Below are 18,816 nucleotides of genomic sequence, written 5' to 3'. Positions count from 1 at the left end.
AAATTCCCGAGCATTAAACTGTGTTAGGATCGAATTGGCGATCGACTAAAAGGAATTTAATCTTATGACAGTAGCTAACGAACAGATTACTGATAGCACTAGCAACTACAGCCGCTCAGGATTGAGTATCACCCTCAAACGTCTTGGAGAACTTTATGAAGGCGAAGATGATGAGGATGAATATGGCATTTTAAAACCCAGCGATTTTGCTTTCAAAACAGCACTTAATTTAGTTGTCGAAGCACATTCTGTTATGGGAAGCAGTTTCCCAAAAGCATCAGCTTGTACCGATTATCAAGGCGGTGTTAGCCTGACTTGGACAAGCGTACATCCGGCTTGTAAAGTCCGCTTGTTTTGTCCGTTTATTGACGATGACGAGCAACCTGTTCGCATTTATCATCGCAAAGATGATGAACACGGTTTAGAGAAGGTAATTTCAGCAGCAATTTTAGTCGAGTACCTAAAAGGAAGTTAATCTTATGACAGTAGCTAACGAAAAAATTACTGATAGCATTAGCAATAGGGGTTTATCGAATTTCCGCATCACTATCGAACGTCTGCTAGAACTTTTAGATTTAGAAGAAGAGGATGAGTATGGAATTTTAAGACCGACTGAATATGCTTTTAGGACAGCCATGAAATTGGTTGTTGATGCCTACGATATTATGGGGAACAGTTTTCCGAAATGCTCTACTGCTACAGATGACCGAGGCAGTATTACACTAGATTGGACAAGCTTAGAACCAGAGCGTACAGTCCGCCTATTTTGTCCATTCATTGCGGAGCAACCAGTTGACATCTATCACCATACAGAGAATGAAAATGCGGTCGAAGATATCGTTTCATCATCAACAGTAGTTTACTGGTTGCAGTGGTTTAATAACAGATGATTGAACAATCTTCAGGAAATGTGTCAGAGTTTGAAGAATTACCTGATAATGCAGTCGTTTACCGAGCTCTCCGAAAAGGATGGATAGATCGAGATAGATCGATCGTCAAATCGGATGCCTACTATTTGCGCCAACGTATAAACGAACAGGGTATTTCTGTCAATTTTTCCATAGAGCAATCTTTGAAAGCATTGAAAAATTGTGAAGGAGTTGCTAGCCTTAATGTAGGGAAAATCCGAGAACTCGGTCTAAATGTAGTACGTGATTCTTTATCTCATGGCAGTATTATAGGCTTGCCCTATCGTGAAGATAACCGTTCAACGGCTGATGAACTCGCACTTTTGTTGTCAAGACAATCTAGAATTGTATGGGAATCATAGTGTTAGCTAGAGTCCAGACTTCTTGGAGAAGTCGCGACTCTTGATGTCTTTGTGGTTCATTTGGCTCATTTGACAATAAGTTTTGACTTAATATTTCTTTCGCGATCGCCTCCACCACCGGTACACAAACAGAATTCCCAATTTGCTTGTAACTTTCCCCCGCACTCGGATAACTCTTAAAATCTTCAGGAAAACCCATCAGACGGTAGCATTCCTTCAGCGTCAACTTTCGCACCAAATCTCGATCGCGAAAATAGACAAAAAACCTGCCCGATGTTTCTTGCGAAGGAATTGTCGGATGCACGCCATCCACCGAATAAATGCGATTCGGCTGTCTGTGAACCCTCGATAAATGTTCTGTATTCGGCCTCACGCCAGTTTTCCAAGTACCTTTATTTCTGTAACCTACAAATACAAGTCCCGAATCTTGCTTTCTCGGAGACTCAATTAAAGTATACTCAGATTTATCCAATATTTCAAAATCTCCTGTCTCGTCTAGAAATTCCCTGAGTCTTGGCGGAAACTTGGTTTTGAGATGAGAAAAATTAAACTTTTTACCCTGAGTTGCAATAATAAATATTCGTTCGCGGTGTTGGGGAATTCCAAAATCTTTAGCATTCAAAATTTTATAATTTACGCTGTATCCCAAATCTTCAAGGCTGGCAATAATTACTTTTAAAGTATTTCCCTTGTCGTGATGGATTAAGTGCTTGACATTTTCCAGCACAACTACTTGAGGTTGCTTAATTTTGATGATTTTACAAATCTCGAAAAACAGCGTACCTCTAGTATCTTCAAAACCCAGCTTTTTACCGCAAATGCTAAATGGTTGACAGGGAAACCCAGCTACTAAAATATCAAAGTCTTCTAAATCGACAGGATTAATTTTACTGATGTCTGCGAAAGGCACTTCGCCGAAGTTTTCTGTGTAAACTTCCCGGCATTTGCTGTTAATCTCGCAGGAAAAAACGCATTCAAAGCCAATTTTTTCAAAACCTTGTCTAAAACCTCCTATACCTGAAAACAAATCTATAAATTTCATTTATAATTTTACACAAAATGTTAATCAATCCAATAATAACAGATTTTGTTCCTCTCTCTTCTTCCACTCTGCGCTCTCTGCGCTCTCTGTGGTTCAAAAAACTAATCTAAACAAAAACCGACATCCCACAGAGAATTGCCGTGTATGCAGATATCGGGTAGAATGCCGATCGCCCAAAAAACTCCCAAACTTGTCCCGCAGCCGACTAAACTAGAAATAGCAGAACCAAATACAGCCATTATCTACTTCCTTTCACCAATCATGAGTCAAACATTGGAAAACCTCACCGCAATTGATGACAAGCTATCCAAACGTCACATCGACCTCGATCCGGGCGGCTACTTCATCATCTATGTCGATCGCACCACCAGCTCAATTTGCGCCAAACACTTCACCAACATTATCGACGATCGAGGTCTGGCTGTCGATCCCGAAACCGGCAAACCGATCCCCGCCCGCGGCAAAGTAGAACGCACTCAGTGCACGCTTTTTAGTGGCAGAACCGCCAAAGAACTTTGCGTGAAAATCCTAGAAGAAACCCGCCCCAGCCCGGTGACAATGTTCGATCACGCGGCTTATCTGGGACGGGAATTTGTGCGGGCAGAAATTGCTTTGTTGAACGATCGAGAATACGTTCAAGATTAGTCGAAGCATGAACTGTTTAAAAACTTCGCGGTTAACTGTCAACTGTTCAAGAAAAACCTTGATACCAGAAATAAGTCACCATCGGAATCACTGTCGCCAACACCAACAGCACCACCACAACAACTGTGGCATTACCTTGGTCTGTTTCTTCAGCTTTCTTAAACGTGCCTTCAACTTGAGTGTTATCCACAACTTTAGGCGCGCCCGGATCTGGTTCGCCCGACATCACAGTCGCAATCCGGGAACTAGCTTCGGAAAATGCCTCGTTGTATTTATTACCTTCTCGCAGCGGCACTTGCACAGTTTCCCCAGCTACACTCTGGGCAATTTCATCGCTTAGCAGTGACTTTACCCCTTCGCCGGTGCGAATTGCCGCGCTGTTGGTAACAGTGTCGAGAACGAGTAAAATTTGATTGCTCTGGTCTTCTTTTGTAGGAAACCACTGTTCAAATAGTTGGTCTGCGAAAGTGGCAGTCGTTTCGCCGTAGTCTAGGCGGTGGATTGTGACAAACCTGACTTGTTTTCCTGTTTTCTGTTCCAGGGTGTCGAGCACGCTGCTGACGTTGCTTTCGGTGCTCCGGCTGAGTACGTCGCCTTTGTCCCACACCCAAGTTCGATCGCCCGCCGACAACATTGGCATTTCGTAAACGCCCGTCGCCAACGCCGGCAATACCGCTATCTGGGATGCGATCAGGACGATCGCGATCGTCACAGCCGCTTGTTGGAGATAATTTCTCCAGTTAAATAATTGCTCTAGTCTAGTCATCAGAAAAATGGGTTTGAAACCCCGTCCTTTCAGGACGGCTTTACATTTGTTGTTACTACCGCCTTGGAGTCGCAAGAGTTCGGTGTGATGAAAGTGTTGCACTTTCAACGGGACAATTACCGTTTCAAATTTTGCGACCCTGTACGCATAGTGTTTGCTACCGAAAAGTTGCGGTAAGCCCTATTTCTAGGTGTATATTTCCCGCTAGCCACTGACTGCCAAAGTGGTTAAAAACTAGGGAGGCATTCTTAACGTTTTGCGGGATACCACTCCCAGACAGTTCAGTTTGTCTTAAAGACGTAGGCTAGACACTGGTTTAGTCCTGAATTTGTGAAGGTGGTGAGCCTTCCTCTTTCAAGCCCCATGCCTTTGGGCTGGGGTCAATGACGAGGTTAACCGTAACACTGACTTTTTTCCAAAAATACTATAGAACCCCCTGTAAAATTCATTTTACACGGTGCAATATTTATAATTAGGTCGTCAGTCCAACTCCCCGCCGGATTATTTTACGATTTTAAGTATGGAACCAGCAGACACTTATAAAGGTTGGATTCTTCAATCCCAGAAAGTATTCTACGTCGAAGTTTGGGATAGCCGCGGCAACCGCCACGTCGCCGTCCAAAATGCCAAAACTGAAGAGGAAGCTTTGGAATTGGCTAAAAAGTGGATTGATAACTATGAGTCTAAACCCGGAAGAATGCCGATCGACGTACCGCATCCTTTCGGGGATGCAATCGATATGCCATTTTAAGATAGCTTGTAGGGTGCGTCAGAGTCAGCCTCTTCAAATCGAGCAATTATTGGAACTGACACACCATAAGGCTATCCCAGTTGCATCCTCGACTACATTTGCGATCGGTCTAATTACCAGAAAAAATTGGTTGAAAGCCGGAGCCCCGATCGCCCTTGAGAAATTAAAATCAGACGATTCATTACCCCAATCCTCGGACTTATAGGTCAAGTGCTTTCAACTGTCAACTGTCAACTGTCAACTGTCAACTGAATTACGAAATTCCTCGCAATTTTTTAGTATTTTCTACTAAACTCATAGCAAATTCATCGAACCTTTGAGACAGTTTTTCATCCAACAATTTACCATCGGGACTAAAAGCTTTCCAAGCTTGTCCGATCGCAATTTGTTCGGGAATTACCCAAGCGTGTACCCATCTCATAATGGTTCGCAAATCGTTAAGGGCGTTGTTGTTCGCTTGTCCTCCCAACACGCTGATTGCACCTGCAACTTTCCCGTCCAAATGCTCGAAACTGCTATACAAAAACTAGACAAGTCTAGACATTTGCTTCTTACTTCATCGGGAGCATGGGAGCGGTTATCCCTCGGTAAGCTTTCACGGTTTAGCCAACCGTGATAAATTTATCGCTGCATTTAAGTCCCTGTCCATCGAATGACCGCAACTTCCACAGTTGTAAGTTCTTTCTTTCAGTGGCATATCTTGGATGTGTCCACAATTTGAACAGGTTTTGCTTGATGGAAACCAGCGATTAGCAACGATTATCTCACAACCAAACTTTTTAGCTTTGTATTCTAACTGACGTTTAAATTCATGGAATCCACAATCAGCTATTACCTGTGCTAGTTTGTGATTCTTTAGCATTCCACTGACATTCAAATCTTCTACTACTATTGTTGCGTGGTTTTTGCATAAGTAAGTAGTGATTTTATGCAGAGTATCTTTCCTGAGGTTTGCTATCTTTGCATGGTGTTTTGCTAACTGAACTTTAGCTTTATATCTATTTCCAGAACCTTTGACTTTTCTCGCAAGAACTCTTGATAATCTCTTGAGTTTTGTGAGATGCGCTTTATAGTGCTTTGGGTTTGGAAATACTACGCCAGTTGAAAGGGTAGCCAATTCTTTAATTCCCAAGTCCACTCCTACAACCTCATGACTTTTGACCGTTGGTTCATGACTTTGTTCGTAAGCGAACGCGATAAACCAACTGTCGGCAGTACGTGAAATGGTGATTGATTTACAAGTTGTGTGAGGTAGTCCTTCGTGAGTTTTTACCCAGCCGATTGTCGGCAACTTGATGGATGTACCGCCCACAGGAATCGGCTTGCCACCAGCGTCAATAGTAAAAGAGTCGTGATGGCCTTTTTTTTTGAAATTGGGGTATCCACCCTTTTTAGAGAAGAAACGAGCAAAAGCATCACCTAAATTGTCAAAAGCATATTGAGTTATCTTCTGGCAAATTCCGGTCTCTTTTATCCATGTAAACTCAGGTTTCACATGATTGTTGAAGATTTTTTTGAGCAGGTATTTATTGGGCTTTAATCCATCTTTATAGAGAGCGCTCCAAGTAGCCAGTCCCCAATTATAAGTAAACCTTGCTATTCCAGCGTGCTTACTCATGACCGTTTCTTGACTCTTATTTAGCTTTAGCTTTGTTTTGATGGATAAAAGCATTGCTCGACCTCCGACAGTTGATATTTCGCCCCTAAGCATTGTCTTTACTGACAATCTAAGCTTTTTGCGAATTCCTGTGGTTTGAACAGGATGGTATATCGTAGATTTGTCTACAAGTGTACCACTTTGTCTATTTAATCGCTACCTAGGTACTAGCTCATCAAATCTAGGGCATTCTTGAGAACACCGCTAACGCTACCGTGATACTCCGGCGTTGCCAAAATTAAACCGTCGGCTTGGCGTACCGCATTCCGCAACTTTTCCACATCGGGCTTGTCGTGATAATCATTCTCGCCGTCGCAGAATGGCAAATCGAGGGTTCGCAAATCCAATATTTCAACTTCTGCACCCAGGGCCTGCATCCGTCCTGCTGCTACCGTCAGCGCTAACTGGCTGTAGGAGCCAGCCCGCAAACTTCCACCAATGCCGACAATCTTTACCATAGGAGTTGAAAAACAATAACTGCTTGACCAAAGCGTACTCATTACGACTATGATTAGTCTAACAAGTGCGATCGGCAAATGTCAATCGATTTGAGATTTTGGATTGGCGATTTGAGATTTATGGTCGAAAAACCAGGTTTTTTGAGTCGCAGTGCGTAGAGTGAAGCAGGGTGGTTTTATTGTCGGGATAAAAAATTAAAAACTCAGGATAAAGGTACGTAGTTGGGCTTGAGCCTCCTTTAAACCTATAGATAAAGGAGGCTAAAGCCCAACTACGTACCTCTCTGATTTGGTCAAAAACCCGGTTTCTGAATCGCAGTGGGTTCAAAATCCTGCATCTTGCAGGTACCTCTTGAGATGTCAAGGACAGATAAACCCATTGAACACCCGGCATCTTGTTAAAATAAACGAACGTAGCAAACTAAAAGCAATCAATCTTGGCAGTCTTCAACCTTGGGCACAGCAATATGAAAAATTCTTGGAAACACGCATGGCTGGGACATCTAGCTGTAAACAAAGACAAATCGAGCCAGCAGAATCCTAAAAAATCAATTCCAGGACGAAATCTGTGGCGCATTCTGGGTAGTTTGGTGATTTCTCAAGGAATATTGCTCTCTACCCCGGTTTTTGCCGACAGCGCGCCAAACAACACGATGAGTTACAGCCAACTGATCGACAACATAGAAAAAGGACAAGTCAGTAAAGTCGAAATAGACGAAATTCAAAGAACCGCCAAAGTTAAGCTAAAAGATCAAAAAAACGAGCAGGCGCAAATTGTTACTCTCTTCGACTACAACAACCGAGAACTCTACTCACAAATCCGCGCCAAAAAGATCGACTTTGAAGTCAAACAAACAGCCGACAACGCCGCCGCAGTAAGTTTAGTCGTAAACTTGCTGGTAATTTTCGCAGTGTTGGCAGTGTTGATGGCTATCCTGCGTCGATCGACCCAATCGCAAGGAAATGCCATGAACTTCGGCAAATCCCGAGCCCGTTTCCAAATGGAAGCCAAAACCGGCGTGATGTTCGACGACGTAGCAGGAATCGAAGAAGCTAAAGAAGAATTGCAAGAAGTAGTCACCTTCCTCAAAAAACCCGAACGCTTCAACGCCATCGGCGCCAAAATTCCCAGAGGAGTTCTGTTAATCGGGCCTCCGGGAACAGGTAAAACAATGTTGGCAAAAGCGATCGCAGGTGAAGCAGCCGTCCCATTCTTCAGCATCTCGGGTTCCGAATTTGTGGAAATGTTTGTCGGAGTCGGCGCCTCCCGCGTCCGGGACTTGTTCCGCAAAGCTAAAGAAAATGCGCCCTGCATCGTCTTCATCGATGAAATAGACGCCGTAGGAAGGCAGCGCGGTGCTGGTATTGGCGGCGGAAATGACGAACGCGAACAAACTCTCAATCAGTTGCTGACAGAGATGGACGGCTTTGAGGGTAACAGCGGCGTGATTGTGATTGCAGCTACTAACCGCCCCGACGTGCTCGATACTGCCCTGCTACGGCCCGGTAGGTTCGATCGGCAAGTAACGGTAGATTTGCCCAGCTACAAAGGGCGTTTGGGGATTTTGGAAGTGCACGCGCGCAACAAAAAACTCGACGAGGAAGTTGCCCTAGATACGATAGCCCGTCGCACTCCCGGCTTTTCCGGCGCTGACTTGGCAAACTTGCTCAACGAAGCAGCAATTCTCACCGCGAGGCGACGCAAAGACACGATCGGTACTTTGGAAGTTAATGACGCGATCGACCGAATTACGATCGGGCTGACTCTGAATCCGCTGCTCGACAGTAAGAAAAAGTGGCTTGTAGCATACCACGAAATCGGACACGCCCTCGTATCAACTATGCTCAAAAATACCGACACCCTAGAAAAAGTAACAATCATTCCTCGTTCCGGTGGCATCGCAGGCTTTGCCAACTACGTGCTCGACGAAGAAATGCTTGACAGCGAAGGTTTGAGGAGTCGGGCGTGGCTGTTAAGCCGGATTACTGTCGCTTTGGGCGGACGGGCTGCGGAGGCAGAAGTTTACGGTGATGCGGAAGTAACTCTGGGCGCCAGCAGCGATATCACAGAAGTCAGCAAACTAGCGAGACAGATGGTAACGCTTTACGGAATGTCGGATTTGGGGCCTGTGGCTTTGGAAAGTCCGAACAATGAGGTGTTTTTGGGCCGAGACTGGAATTCGCGATCGGATTATTCTGAAGCAATGGCGATGAAGATCGATCGGCAAGTCCGAGAAATCGCTATTCAATGCTACGAAGAAGCACGCCAAATTATCCGCGAAAACCGCGCTTTGGTAGACAAGCTGGTGGAAGCGCTGTTGGATGAAGAAACCATCGATGGTGAGGAATTCCGCCGAATTGTCGATCGATACACCGAGTTGACAACAAAAAAAGAGTTAGCACCAACGTGAATTAGTCAATTGTCAGTTGTAGGGGCAGTGGATGGTGCGGGCCTGCCCTCTTAAGTTGACAGTTTTCAATAGTCATTAGTCATATCATGTCCGGTCGATTAACCGCGAAATAAGTAAGGTTTGTAGTGCGGACTTCAGTCCGCTTTCTGCTGCGGACTGAAGTCCGCACTACAAACCTTTTTTGTGATGGTCATCGACTGGACATGATATCATTAGTCATTAGTCAGGTTTGGTCAGACATGGTCTACTACTTCTTCTCTTTGATTGGTGACTAATGACTAATAGATGTGAATTGCCTTTAATGTTTGATTGGATAGGTTAACCGCAGATCAAAGGCAAATAAACACAGATAAACGCAGGTGCGTTTCAAAATTGTTTGCGAATCAATGGAATTCGATTCTAATGACTAATGATATCGTGTCAGGTCGATCGACCACTATAAAATTGGTTCGTAGTGCGGACTTAAGTCCGCAACAAGCGAGCGGACTTAAGTCCGCACTACAAACGGTTTTTTATGGTAATCAAGCAGACATGATATGACCAATGACCAATGACCAATGACTAATTAAGACTGATTGGAATACATTTCGCGAAGTACCAAAGCCGGATCTACCCAGCGGCCGCCGTACTTCAATCCCCAATGCAGGTGAGGCCCACTCGTGCGGCCTGTCATCCCCACTCTGGCAATTCTCGCACCGGCCGGCACAGTTTGACCCTGCCAAATTTGCAGGCCGCCTTCGCGATCGATATAATAACGCCCGCCGTTAGCGGTTTGCACCCTACCTTTGAGGTGACAGTAGATGTGATCCCAATTTCCCGATCGCACTACCATACCAGTACCGCACCTGCCATCTTCCCAAACTTCCACAACTTGACCCCCCCACCAATTGCGGATGTAGCTGCCTTCCGGGGCCGCCATGTCCAAACCGTAATGAAAATCCCCGCCGCGGGGGCCGAAGGGGGAAGTATAGGCTTCAAAACTTTCCACTGGGAAAGAGGCTTCCTGCCATAAATTACCCGTAGCGACGTTGCTTGGTGAGGTTTGCTGGGCCCGGACTAACTCCTGCCGCCATCCCATACCAAGTAAACCAATGCCGATGGAAGCTGCTACCAGCAGCAGCGATTTGGGACGAAAAAAGCGTTTTACTGTTAGCCCGTTTGTAGAGTCTTGCACGATTTCTTGAACTCCTAAAAGTTGAATGTATTTGCGAATCTGCGTTGTCTGATGTGCCAATTCGCTGCAAGATTGCCTCGCGTGCTCTACGCACTAGCGAATCAGTTGACCAACGTGTATCTTACTGCATACAGAACAGGTGTCAAGGCTCCGGGTTAAATGCTGCCGGGAAGGGAAAATTATGTGCCAGCCAAATTCGTGCTGTGCTTGAATTCGATCGAGCTTTTGTTGGACAGTATAGTAGTTCCAGGATTTTGGATCTAGTCTGAAATCTCAAATTTATAACACACATCAAGCAATGCTTACTGAAATTTTTCCTTTTAGTTTTGCCATAGACGCAACTGCGATCGCCGGTGCGTCATTATGGTCTTTAGCCCTGTATTGGGGTCTGTCACCCATCACAGAATGGGTAATCCTGCAACTCAACCGCTGGATGAATTTTGCCGAAAGATCCCTCTACACCTCGGAAGCGGAGTTTGAGAGAACCCGCCAAGCCCGAGAAGCTCAAAATGCCTTTTATGCTTCCCTGTTGAGCATTCTGCCCTTTTTGATTGTGGGCGGATTGTGCAATTGGGGCGTCGAATTGTCGCTGGGTACCAGTTGGGCAGTATCTATGGGGACGATCGCCTGTATTGGCGGTGGCGTATACGAGCTCGGGCGTCGAGACGGCGAGGAGTCTTAGGCGATTTGAGATTTTGGATTGCGCGCGGGTGTTTAGAAACCGGGTTTTTGCGACAATATTTCGTTGTCACCCGCCGATTAGCTAAAAAAACCCGGTTTCTTTTGTCGAAGCGCGTAAGTCCTGTGCGATCGTTGCTACGATCGTTACTAAAAAATTAGGATATAAAGCTATGAAACTAAAGTGGTTAATACCTGCAATTATCTCATCTTTTTCAATCGCGATTGCTCCTGCCAAAGCCGCTGAAACCAGGTGCGGGTGGTTACAAAATCCTACGCCTGCAAATTGGTTTCTCAAAGATAAAGATGATAATTGGCTAATCTCAGCCCAAGGGGGATATCAAGCTAGAGGAATGGATAATCTTCCTCCTTTTAAGGATGATGAATATGTCAAAACTAATGTCAATTACGGATACGGTTGTGCTTGTTTAAATGTGGTAACAAATAAGAATCTAAGGAGAATTATTGCAATACGAGGTGGCGAGCAATTACCGCTTTCGACTTGTCGCAAAGATCCAAATTTGCCAAAAATTCGTTGATAAGCTGTTCCGCATCTAAATTGTATTTTTTGGGCGGGCTTTCTGGCCCACCTCACAAGACTTTTCTTAAACTTGATTATACAATTTAAATCCACTTCAGCTTACCGATCGCACTAACCGTAATTTGACTCAGGATGTTTTCCTAAAAGTCGTAGTTGCCGTTCGGTTGCAGTCGCAATAATTTCGGGATTGAATTGCCACGGCCAAGGTGAAAATTTCTGGGCGATGTTGCGGTGGGAATAATGCACTTGCAGCATATAGCGACTGCGATCGAGTGTGGTATTTCTGCCGCCGGAGTGCCAAATTTCACTGCGAAAAAATAGCACATCTCCAGCTTTGCACACAACTGGTTCTGGCGAGTGTCCGTTCCAAGTTTCTTCACCGCGATCGGGCTTTCTACCAGATTTGTGACTGCCAGGAATAATATAGGTAGGACAGAGGTCTTCTGTGATATCGCTGAGATAGAAATGGGCTGTACAAATCCAAACAGGTAGTTGAAAAGTGCGATCCTCTCCGAGGGCTCCGCTAACGGCAAACACGCTTTCGGGTAGTGGGACAAACACCTGATCGACGTGCACGCGCCAACCATCGTAACCGGGCCCACTTTTCCACGCAGTCATGCCGATGATGTGGCAATCGCTGCCCATCAATGCTTCTGCCAATTCAATGATACCAGGTCGATCGATATATGAAAGCCACAGGCGATCGCGATTGAACACGCATTTAAAATGTTTGTTCAACTCACTCCAACTGCTACCATCGAGTCCGAAGGGTTGCAGGCGATCGAGTGCTTCCCTAGCCGCGGTTATTTCCGACTCGCCTAGCACACCGGGAATCAGCGCAAAACCATCTTCATGTAATGCTGCTACCGCGCCCGCTGTATCCGAAATGTCGCAAGTCTTTTGCTGATAGCTAAAAACTTCGCTTGAGGTGCTTGCGTTCATAATTCAAATTTGAGTAAAGTTATTAACTGTTATTAACTTAACACTAATTCTGCTCGATATTTGCATACTCTGAAGTTATTGTAGGGTGCGTCAGTTATAAAATTTTTGCTAAAAACAGATCGGACTTTTGCTGACGCACCCTACGGACTCAGGTATAATTGACAGGTCTGATTTGGGAATAAACCAAATGAAATACGAACCAGAACCAACATTATTAAATCAAGCCCGCGCCGCCTTCAAAGAAATCTGGGGATACGACGAATTTCGGCCGCCCCAAGGAGAAATCGTCAGCAGTTTGTTAGCCGGGAAAGATACAATGATAATTATGCCGACAGGTGGTGGCAAATCAATCTGCTTTCAACTGCCAGCTTTATTACAAACAGGCTTAACTTTGGTGATTTCGCCGTTAGTCGCACTGATGGAAAATCAAGTGCAAGAATTGCGCGATCGCAATTTACCCGCTGGCCTCCTCCACAGTCAATTACCAGCACAGCAACGGCAACAAACTATGCAATCGCTGCAACAAAACAAGTTGAGATTGCTGTACCTGTCTCCCGAAACATTGCTCAGCAAACCAGTCTGGGAAATTATCAGTCAGCCCCACATCCCAATCAACGGTTTAATATTAGATGAAGCTCACTGTTTAGTCCAGTGGGGCGATACTTTTCGACCCGCTTACCGCCGTTTGGGAACAGTACGGCCGGCTTTGTTAAAATCGAAGCCGGAAGGTAGTAAAATCGCGATCGCAGCTTTCACCGCCACCGCCAACCCCCAAGCGCAGCAAACAATCAACAAAGTCTTGCAACTGCACAAGCCAGAAGCGTTTTTACTCAGTCCGTACCGTTCCAACCTGCACTTGCAAGTGCAAACTGTCTGGACACCCAGAGGGCGGAGACAACAGTTATTAAATTTTATCAAAGCTCGACCAAAAGAAGCAGGTTTAGTCTACGTCCGCACGAGAAAAGATAGCGAGAATTTGGCGGATTTTTTGGCAGGTGCGGGTTATAAAACGGCGGCCTATCATGCAGGCTTGAGTCCTGAATCGCGCCGAAAAATAGAAACAGCTTGGCTGAATAATGACCTTAAATTTGTGACTTGTAGCTGTGCCTTCGGGATGGGAATTAATAAGGCGGATGTGCGCTGGGTGGTTCATTTTCAAGCACCTTTGCTATTATCGGAATACATTCAGGAAATAGGTAGAGGCGGACGGGACGGTAAATCATCGATCGCCCTGACGTTGATTAGCGAACCGACGGGTTTGCTTTATCCCGATGACAAACAAAGAGCACAATTTTTTCAAGACAAATTGCGATCGCAATTTCGAGAAGCGCAGCAGTTGGCGAAACAACTCCCAGCTAAGGGCGATGCAGATGCTGTGGGGCGGGAATTTCCCGCAAGTGCGATCGCCCTTTCCATCTTGCACAGCAGCGGACAATTAACATGGTCAGATCCTTTTAATTATGTTATTAATAAATCTGCACAGCAGAAAGGCGAGAAACCAAATTTTACCGTCGCTGAGGAAATGGCAAAATATTTGAAACACCGACAGTGCAGGTGGCAATTTTTGTTGCAAGCTTTTGGGTTTGCAAATGAAGCTAAATCTATGCGGTGCGGGCACTGCGATAATTGTCGATAGAATTGACAATTAGACTAAAAGATGTTAGGATGAAAGATGAGACGGCGGTTGAAACCGCGGCTATACAAACGATGTCAGCCGGACGCCGACTAAGAGAGGATAACGTAATTTTAATTGCCTTTGTCTTCAACCCGCGGAGGCGGGTTTTGTTCGTATAGACGCGGTTTTAACCGCCCTGTCTTAATAAAGACAAAAAATCGTCAACAATAAATGATAGAAACAGAGACTACGGCACAGATATATACAGTTGAAAATACAGAGGAATTCAATCAAACTAATGTCACTCAGCGATTAGATATTTGGCTGTCAAACCAGATTCCAGATTTATCCCGATCGCGAATCCAAACTCTCATATCACAAGGCAACGTCAAAGTCAATGACGAAACTTGCACCTCGAAAAAAATAGCTGTCAAAACGGGCGATCGCATCCACATCACATTACCCGAAGCCCAGCCCACAAAATTAGAACCCCAAGCAATTCCCCTCGACATCCTCTACGAAGACGACAGCCTAATAATCATCAACAAACCAGCCGGATTAGTCGTCCACCCAGCAGCCGGCCATCAAGACGGCACCTTAGTCAACGCCCTGTTAGCCCACTGTCCCCTCGCAGAAATCGGCGGAGTTCAACGCCCCGGAATCGTCCACAGATTAGACAAAGATACAACAGGTGCGATCGCGATCGCCAAAACCGACATTGCCCACCAAAACCTGCAAGCCCAACTCAAAACCAAAACCGCCCGCCGCGAATATTTAGGCGTAGTTTACGGAGTTCCTAACGCCGAAACAGGTACAATAGATTTGCCGATCGGTCGGCATCCTACAGACCGTAAAAAAATGGCAGTAGTACCAGAAGAAAAAGGCGGCCGCCCCTCCGTTACTCACTGGACAATCAAAGAAAGAATCGGCAACTATTGCTTAATGCACTATCAATTAGAAACCGGCCGAACCCATCAAATTCGCGTCCACACAGCCGAAATCAAACATCCGATTGTCGGCGACCCCATGTACAGTTCCAACCGTTCGATCGGCGTTAATTTAACCGGACAAGCCCTCCACGCATGGCGCCTGCAATTGCAGCATCCGTTAACTGGAGAGTTGATTGAGGCGATCGCGCCTTTACCCGATCAATTCAACACCCTGCTAAAAATATTGCGCCTGCGAGCTCATATTTGATATTATGTTCTGTCAATTACCCGCAACAAAGGTTCGTAGTGAGGACTTTAGTCCTCAGAAAGAAGGACTAAAGTCCTCACTACGAACCAATCGGCCTTGATTCGGAAACTATTTTAAAATTATCGGCGTTGATCGGCGTTAATCTGCCTGACATATGCGGTTTTTGTATCAAGTAAAGATTTATGCAATGAGTCTATTGCTCGGTGCCGAACTTCTTCCCTAAAAATTATGAGTCCTGAGTTTTGGATTCCGAGTTTAATAAAAAACTCAAACCTCAAAACTCAAGACTCAAAACTCTCTCAGCTTAAAAACTGATAGATTCAGTCGATCGCTCGACACAAACAATAGTACCAAGCAGTATCAATTAGCGGCGAGGAACCATCGTGGCAATATTGATATTAGCCAGAGGTACGCGCTGCGGCGGAGTAGCAGGCATGGACATATTCCGAGCCATATTCAAATAGTTTGCCGGATCGCCAGCTTTCGGCTGTAGTTCTTGAGGCACAAAACGGCGCACCGTTGACTGCCAAATGACTTGTGGGAAACCAAGCTGCGAGCGGTGGTACGCACCGTAGCGGGGTGTCTTCAAGTTGAAAGGAGTTTCCCCTCCAACACGCTGAGGCAAAATTCGGCGTTTTTGGTAAGGAATTGTATCGTAGCCGAAGTTGTCCAGGTACTCATCGCTATTGACCAACTCGTCAATAAACCCTTGAGGCCCCTTGGTTGCAACCACGATCGACCAAGCAATCTTTTCGCGATCGCTGTACACATCCCGGCCCAAAACGCGCTGCACGCACATTTCCACAAACCGGTAGTTGCTGTTAGTTTGGTAATTCCGTTCCAAGAAAGGAGCAGAAGTCGCCAAACCGCGAATGAAATCCCGCACAGTAATTTGGCCGAACTTGAGTTGCGACTCCAAAGACGTTTGGCGGTTGCTCTTCAGGATTTGGTGTTCGCTGTATATCTGGCGATATCCAGCCCAAATCAAGTTTTCCATGTCCCCGGACGAGAGCACATTTTCAGTTGTGAAAACTCTGGGCTGCTCGTCGCCCCCTACTTCATAACCAGCAACGCGCTGGTTTTGGCTTTTGGGGGCGTAGCTTAATAAAGGAAGCGCCACGTTAAAATCTCCGTTATCTCAAATTTCAGAAATAGTTGACACCGCGAGCTGCCAGCATAACGGATACAACTAACCAACATACAGATTAGGGGATTCTCGCAATCTAAATCTGATTTTCCTGAATTTTTGCAACAATCTGTAACATTTGTTGACCTTGAAGGAAGGAAGAAGGAAGAAGGAAGAGGGAAGAAGGAAGAAAGAGGGATCGTTCCCCGAAAGTGGATCTATTGGCCCATAAGCGAGGCTCTGCCTCCTCAAACAGGAGGCAGAGCCTCCGTCAGAGCATTCCCAGGCAGAGCCGGGAAGCAGGAAGTCGAAAACTACCAGCCCAGAGCCGAGTAAAACTCGCTAGCAACTGGCTCCTTCTCGGCGGCGGTCGCCACTGCATCCGAGTCTGGTTCCACTCGAACTTCCGTACAAAAAGTCGATGTGCTGAAACCGCCAAAGCGCTTTACCGCACTTGTCCGCATCCGCACGTTCGGAGTCGCAAACCAAAAACGCTCGATCGAACTCATCGTCTCATATTCGGTAATCAGCAGCAGCGCATCCTCATCATCCATCTCAAAACGGCCAGCCACCGGCGTAATTTCCGCATAGCCCCGTTCCCGCAACATCAAACCCTGCCGCGGATTTTCAGGATCGGGGACGATCGCGAATACCGTAGACCCCTTATGATTCTCATCATCCTTATCCCACGCCATAGTGCCGTGCCAAGTCACAAACGCTCCCCCAGCAGCGCGGCTCGGATCGACCTCGTGCATCTGGCAAATCTGGGCCACCCGATCGTCATCCGCACCGAGGGCCGTTACCTGAATATTTGAATCCCCAATCTCCGCTTGGCGAAAAGCCAGATGGTGAGTGCTGCGCTGCGATCGCCACTCCCCTGCACTGCTCACAAAAAACTCCATTGCATCCATACAAAATAGCTCCTTTGGCTTAGGCTTCCCGGTTTTTATCCCTGTTTTATGATAAAGCTCCCCCCACTTAGATGTACTTTTGCGGCACAAATTAGTTTCAAAATGTGTACTTTGGACATATTGTCAAGCAGATGTTATGATAGTTTACAATAGAGGGAACACAACAAAGTCTGCGAAACGTCATTCCGATCTATCTCGCATGGATCTCACGTAACAAACTGGAGGAGCGATTTTATGGATATGCCTACAACCAGCCTCAGCATGGAACAGCAGTTTAAATTGCAAGTGCTGCGCGAACAAGTCAAAACATTGAGTCAAGACCAAGCTCAGGAATACTTGCTAGAAGTGATGCGGCAAAACATGGTCAAAGAAAACCTGTTAAAGTATTGGATGAAGAAAATGTGAACTCTTTTAAAACTTCTTCTCAAAAAAATCAGCGACTTGTATCTGCAAAAAGTACGATCGAGCTTTTAAACATAAAAACCAAGAATCCCGGCTCCTCCAAGAAACCGGGATTCTTAAGTTATATTATGTCCCAATTGGTTCGTAGTAAGGACTTTAGTCCTGTGAGGGATGAGGACTAAAGTCCTCACTACGAACCAATTTGATTGTAGTCGTTGGCGTAGCGTGATTGTTTCAACCTGTTGGAGACTCCGGCAAATCAACCAAAACGGCCGCTGACATAATCCATAGTAGACTCTTCCTTCGGATTTTGGAAAATCACCTCAGTTTTGTCACACTCCACAAGATAGCCAAACCGCTTTCCATCGTCAGAGAGTTTAGCATTGAAAAAAGCAGTCAAGTCAGAAACCCGGGTAGCCTGCTGCATATTGTGAGTAACGATGACGATCGTATACTTTTCCTTTAGTTCCCGCATCAACTCCTCAACCTTAATCGTAGAAATCGGGTCCAGAGAAGCGCAAGGTTCATCCATCAATACTACATCAGGATTAATGGCGATCGCCCGAGCAATACACAAACGCTGCTGCTGGCCACCCGAAAGCGAAAAACCGCTTTGCTTCAACTTATCCTTCACCTCATCCCAAAGATACGCTTGTTTCAGCGACTTTTCCACCAACTCATCCATATCTCCCTTATAGTTATTCACCCTCGCACCGTAAGCAATATTGTCATAAATCGACTTCGGGAAAGGATTCGGCTTTTGAAACACCATCCCAATCTTGCGGCGCACCTCCACAGCATCAATATCAGGATCGTAAAGATTTTGACCCTGGTAATCAATTCTGCCCTCTAAACGAAAACCGTTAACTAAATCGTTCAGGCGGTTAAAACATCGCAGAATTGTACTTTTACCGCAGCCAGACGGCCCAATTAAAGCAGTAATCTGATTTTTAGGAATCTCCATCGAAACATTTTTTACAGCTTGAAAAGCGCCGTAAAAAATATTAATATTTTCTACTCGTAAAACCGTTTCACTCTTTTTTGCTACGTTCATCATACAGTTAATACTCCAATCGAATTTTACAAAATAAGCCAAAGATTAAATTGACATCTCCCCATGCCTAAAGGCGAGGGGATTCACAAGACCACAATTTAAGTCTTATAGGTGCTGACAAATCACCTCTACCAACTCCACTTAGATCCAATCCAAGCATTGTTGCTACTTTACGA

At 45.5% G+C, this 18,816-nt stretch carries 19 protein-coding genes and 2 pseudogenes; 11 read left to right on the top strand and 10 right to left on the bottom strand.

Annotated elements, in window-relative coordinates; translation table 11 throughout:
* The first annotated feature begins 64 nt into the window (after positions 1-64).
* The 3 genes from QZ938_RS08215 to QZ938_RS08205 are packed head-to-tail and all read left to right on the top strand — an operon-like array spanning position 65 to position 1,270.
* Entirely contained in the window at positions 65-475 is a 411-nt protein-coding gene (locus tag QZ938_RS08215; protein WP_293350657.1) for a hypothetical protein, read from the top strand.
* Between the two features lie 4 nt (positions 476-479).
* The gene (locus tag QZ938_RS08210; protein WP_293350654.1) at positions 480-890 is read left to right on the top strand and encodes a hypothetical protein; all 411 of its coding nucleotides are present in this window, start codon (positions 480-482) and stop codon (positions 888-890) included.
* A complete protein-coding gene (locus QZ938_RS08205; RefSeq protein WP_293350651.1) occupies positions 887-1,270 on the top strand; it encodes a hypothetical protein in 384 nt (127 codons plus the stop codon). Before QZ938_RS08210 ends, QZ938_RS08205 begins: the two co-directional genes overlap by 4 nt.
* Here the strand turns inward: QZ938_RS08205 and dcm are convergent.
* Positions 1,248-2,312, bottom strand: a complete 1,065-nt coding sequence (dcm, locus tag QZ938_RS08200; RefSeq protein WP_293350648.1) for a DNA (cytosine-5-)-methyltransferase — start codon at positions 2,310-2,312, stop codon at positions 1,248-1,250. The genes QZ938_RS08205 and dcm overlap by 23 nt on opposite strands.
* Positions 2,313-2,573: 261 nt before the next feature.
* Between dcm and QZ938_RS08195 the strand changes: the two genes are divergently transcribed.
* Positions 2,574-2,957, top strand: coding sequence for a DUF4346 domain-containing protein (locus QZ938_RS08195; protein WP_293350860.1), 384 nt, complete (start codon positions 2,574-2,576; stop codon positions 2,955-2,957).
* A gap of 46 nt (positions 2,958-3,003) precedes the next feature.
* Here the strand turns inward: QZ938_RS08195 and QZ938_RS08190 are convergent, their stop codons facing one another.
* Positions 3,004-3,723: a TPM domain-containing protein gene (locus tag QZ938_RS08190; protein WP_293350645.1), complete on the bottom strand. Its 720-nt coding sequence runs from the start codon at positions 3,721-3,723 to the stop codon at positions 3,004-3,006.
* 520 nt (positions 3,724-4,243) lie between these two features.
* Here QZ938_RS08190 and QZ938_RS08185 point away from each other — a divergent pair.
* Positions 4,244-4,474: a hypothetical protein gene (locus QZ938_RS08185; protein WP_293154483.1), complete on the top strand. Its 231-nt coding sequence runs from the start codon at positions 4,244-4,246 to the stop codon at positions 4,472-4,474.
* A 253-nt stretch (positions 4,475-4,727) separates the two neighbouring features.
* On the opposite strand, the pseudogene QZ938_RS08180 reads toward QZ938_RS08185, so the two are convergent.
* From QZ938_RS08180 to QZ938_RS08170, 3 genes and pseudogenes are all read right to left on the bottom strand, one after another.
* Positions 4,728-4,988 (bottom strand): annotated as a pseudogene (locus QZ938_RS08180) (NADPH-dependent FMN reductase); the annotation flags it as partial.
* Between the two features lie 81 nt (positions 4,989-5,069).
* A complete protein-coding gene (locus tag QZ938_RS08175; RefSeq protein ID WP_293154486.1) occupies positions 5,070-6,146 on the bottom strand; it encodes an RNA-guided endonuclease TnpB family protein in 1,077 nt (358 codons plus the stop codon).
* Between the two features lie 155 nt (positions 6,147-6,301).
* Positions 6,302-6,589 (bottom strand): annotated as a pseudogene (locus QZ938_RS08170) (NADPH-dependent FMN reductase); the annotation flags it as partial.
* 467 nt (positions 6,590-7,056) lie between these two features.
* Between QZ938_RS08170 and ftsH the strand changes: the two are divergent.
* Positions 7,057-9,000, top strand: coding sequence for an ATP-dependent zinc metalloprotease FtsH (gene ftsH / locus QZ938_RS08165; protein WP_293350642.1), 1,944 nt, complete (start codon positions 7,057-7,059; stop codon positions 8,998-9,000).
* 565 nt (positions 9,001-9,565) lie between these two features.
* Here ftsH and QZ938_RS08160 read toward each other — a convergent pair.
* Complete coding sequence (locus QZ938_RS08160; protein WP_293154516.1) at positions 9,566-10,174, bottom strand: M23 family metallopeptidase; 609 nt, start codon at positions 10,172-10,174, stop codon at positions 9,566-9,568.
* A gap of 298 nt (positions 10,175-10,472) precedes the next feature.
* Between QZ938_RS08160 and QZ938_RS08155 the strand changes: the two genes are divergently transcribed.
* Positions 10,473-10,856, top strand: coding sequence for a hypothetical protein (locus QZ938_RS08155; protein WP_293154492.1), 384 nt, complete (start codon positions 10,473-10,475; stop codon positions 10,854-10,856).
* A 169-nt stretch (positions 10,857-11,025) separates the two neighbouring features.
* The gene (locus QZ938_RS08150) at positions 11,026-11,391 is read left to right on the top strand and encodes a DUF4087 domain-containing protein (RefSeq protein WP_293350639.1); all 366 of its coding nucleotides are present in this window, start codon (positions 11,026-11,028) and stop codon (positions 11,389-11,391) included.
* Positions 11,392-11,504: 113 nt separating this feature from the next.
* Here the strand turns inward: QZ938_RS08150 and QZ938_RS08145 are convergent, their stop codons facing one another.
* On the bottom strand, positions 11,505-12,335 hold the full coding sequence (locus QZ938_RS08145) for a phytanoyl-CoA dioxygenase family protein (RefSeq protein WP_293350636.1): 831 nt from the start codon (positions 12,333-12,335) through the stop codon (positions 11,505-11,507).
* Between the two features lie 187 nt (positions 12,336-12,522).
* On the opposite strand from QZ938_RS08145, the gene QZ938_RS08140 reads away from it, so the two are divergent.
* Both QZ938_RS08140 and QZ938_RS08135 read left to right on the top strand, forming a co-directional pair.
* Entirely contained in the window at positions 12,523-13,971 is a 1,449-nt protein-coding gene (locus QZ938_RS08140; RefSeq protein WP_293350633.1) for an ATP-dependent DNA helicase RecQ, read from the top strand.
* Between the two features lie 210 nt (positions 13,972-14,181).
* Entirely contained in the window at positions 14,182-15,147 is a 966-nt protein-coding gene (locus QZ938_RS08135; protein WP_293350630.1) for an RluA family pseudouridine synthase, read from the top strand.
* 364 nt (positions 15,148-15,511) lie between these two features.
* Here the strand turns inward: QZ938_RS08135 and QZ938_RS08130 are convergent, their stop codons facing one another.
* Entirely contained in the window at positions 15,512-16,267 is a 756-nt protein-coding gene (locus tag QZ938_RS08130; RefSeq protein ID WP_293154504.1) for a phycobilisome rod-core linker polypeptide, read from the bottom strand.
* A gap of 320 nt (positions 16,268-16,587) precedes the next feature.
* The gene (locus tag QZ938_RS08125; RefSeq protein ID WP_293154507.1) at positions 16,588-17,184 is read right to left on the bottom strand and encodes a phycobiliprotein lyase; all 597 of its coding nucleotides are present in this window, start codon (positions 17,182-17,184) and stop codon (positions 16,588-16,590) included.
* Positions 17,185-17,418: 234 nt separating this feature from the next.
* Between QZ938_RS08125 and QZ938_RS08120 the strand changes: the two genes are divergently transcribed.
* A complete protein-coding gene (locus QZ938_RS08120) occupies positions 17,419-17,589 on the top strand; it encodes an NblA/ycf18 family protein (RefSeq protein ID WP_293154509.1) in 171 nt (56 codons plus the stop codon).
* A gap of 256 nt (positions 17,590-17,845) precedes the next feature.
* On the opposite strand, the gene pstB is transcribed toward QZ938_RS08120, so the two are convergent.
* Entirely contained in the window at positions 17,846-18,640 is a 795-nt protein-coding gene (gene pstB, locus QZ938_RS08115) for a phosphate ABC transporter ATP-binding protein PstB (RefSeq protein WP_293154522.1), read from the bottom strand.
* Between the last annotated feature and the right edge of the window lie 176 nt (positions 18,641-18,816).

The sequence above is a fragment of the Microcoleus sp. CAWBG27 genome (assembly GCF_020883145.1).
In the GTDB taxonomy this organism is placed as follows: domain Bacteria; phylum Cyanobacteriota; class Cyanobacteriia; order Cyanobacteriales; family Microcoleaceae; genus Microcoleus.
Note: the sequence above shows the minus strand (reverse complement) of the source record. Positions and strands in the feature narration are given on the sequence as shown.

Bases quoted from the DNA above. Each gene is read 5' to 3' on its own strand.
- QZ938_RS08215 (WP_293350657.1), top strand. From the start codon at position 65: ATGACAGTAGCTAACGAACAGATTACTGATAGCACTAGCAACTACAGC.
- QZ938_RS08210 (WP_293350654.1), top strand. From the start codon at position 480: ATGACAGTAGCTAACGAAAAAATTACTGATAGCATTAGCAATAGGGGT.
- QZ938_RS08205 (WP_293350651.1), top strand. From the start codon at position 887: ATGATTGAACAATCTTCAGGAAATGTGTCAGAGTTTGAAGAATTACCT.
- dcm (WP_293350648.1), bottom strand. From the start codon at position 2,312: ATGAAATTTATAGATTTGTTTTCAGGTATAGGAGGTTTTAGACAAGGT.
- QZ938_RS08195 (WP_293350860.1), top strand. From the start codon at position 2,574: ATGAGTCAAACATTGGAAAACCTCACCGCAATTGATGACAAGCTATCC.
- QZ938_RS08190 (WP_293350645.1), bottom strand. From the start codon at position 3,723: ATGACTAGACTAGAGCAATTATTTAACTGGAGAAATTATCTCCAACAA.
- QZ938_RS08185 (WP_293154483.1), top strand. From the start codon at position 4,244: ATGGAACCAGCAGACACTTATAAAGGTTGGATTCTTCAATCCCAGAAA.
- QZ938_RS08175 (WP_293154486.1), bottom strand. From the start codon at position 6,146: ATGCTTTTATCCATCAAAACAAAGCTAAAGCTAAATAAGAGTCAAGAA.
- ftsH (WP_293350642.1), top strand. From the start codon at position 7,057: ATGAAAAATTCTTGGAAACACGCATGGCTGGGACATCTAGCTGTAAAC.
- QZ938_RS08155 (WP_293154492.1), top strand. From the start codon at position 10,473: ATGCTTACTGAAATTTTTCCTTTTAGTTTTGCCATAGACGCAACTGCG.
- QZ938_RS08150 (WP_293350639.1), top strand. From the start codon at position 11,026: ATGAAACTAAAGTGGTTAATACCTGCAATTATCTCATCTTTTTCAATC.
- QZ938_RS08145 (WP_293350636.1), bottom strand. From the start codon at position 12,335: ATGAACGCAAGCACCTCAAGCGAAGTTTTTAGCTATCAGCAAAAGACT.
- QZ938_RS08140 (WP_293350633.1), top strand. From the start codon at position 12,523: ATGAAATACGAACCAGAACCAACATTATTAAATCAAGCCCGCGCCGCC.
- QZ938_RS08135 (WP_293350630.1), top strand. From the start codon at position 14,182: ATGATAGAAACAGAGACTACGGCACAGATATATACAGTTGAAAATACA.
- QZ938_RS08125 (WP_293154507.1), bottom strand. From the start codon at position 17,184: ATGGATGCAATGGAGTTTTTTGTGAGCAGTGCAGGGGAGTGGCGATCG.
- QZ938_RS08120 (WP_293154509.1), top strand. From the start codon at position 17,419: ATGGATATGCCTACAACCAGCCTCAGCATGGAACAGCAGTTTAAATTG.
- pstB (WP_293154522.1), bottom strand. From the start codon at position 18,640: ATGAACGTAGCAAAAAAGAGTGAAACGGTTTTACGAGTAGAAAATATT.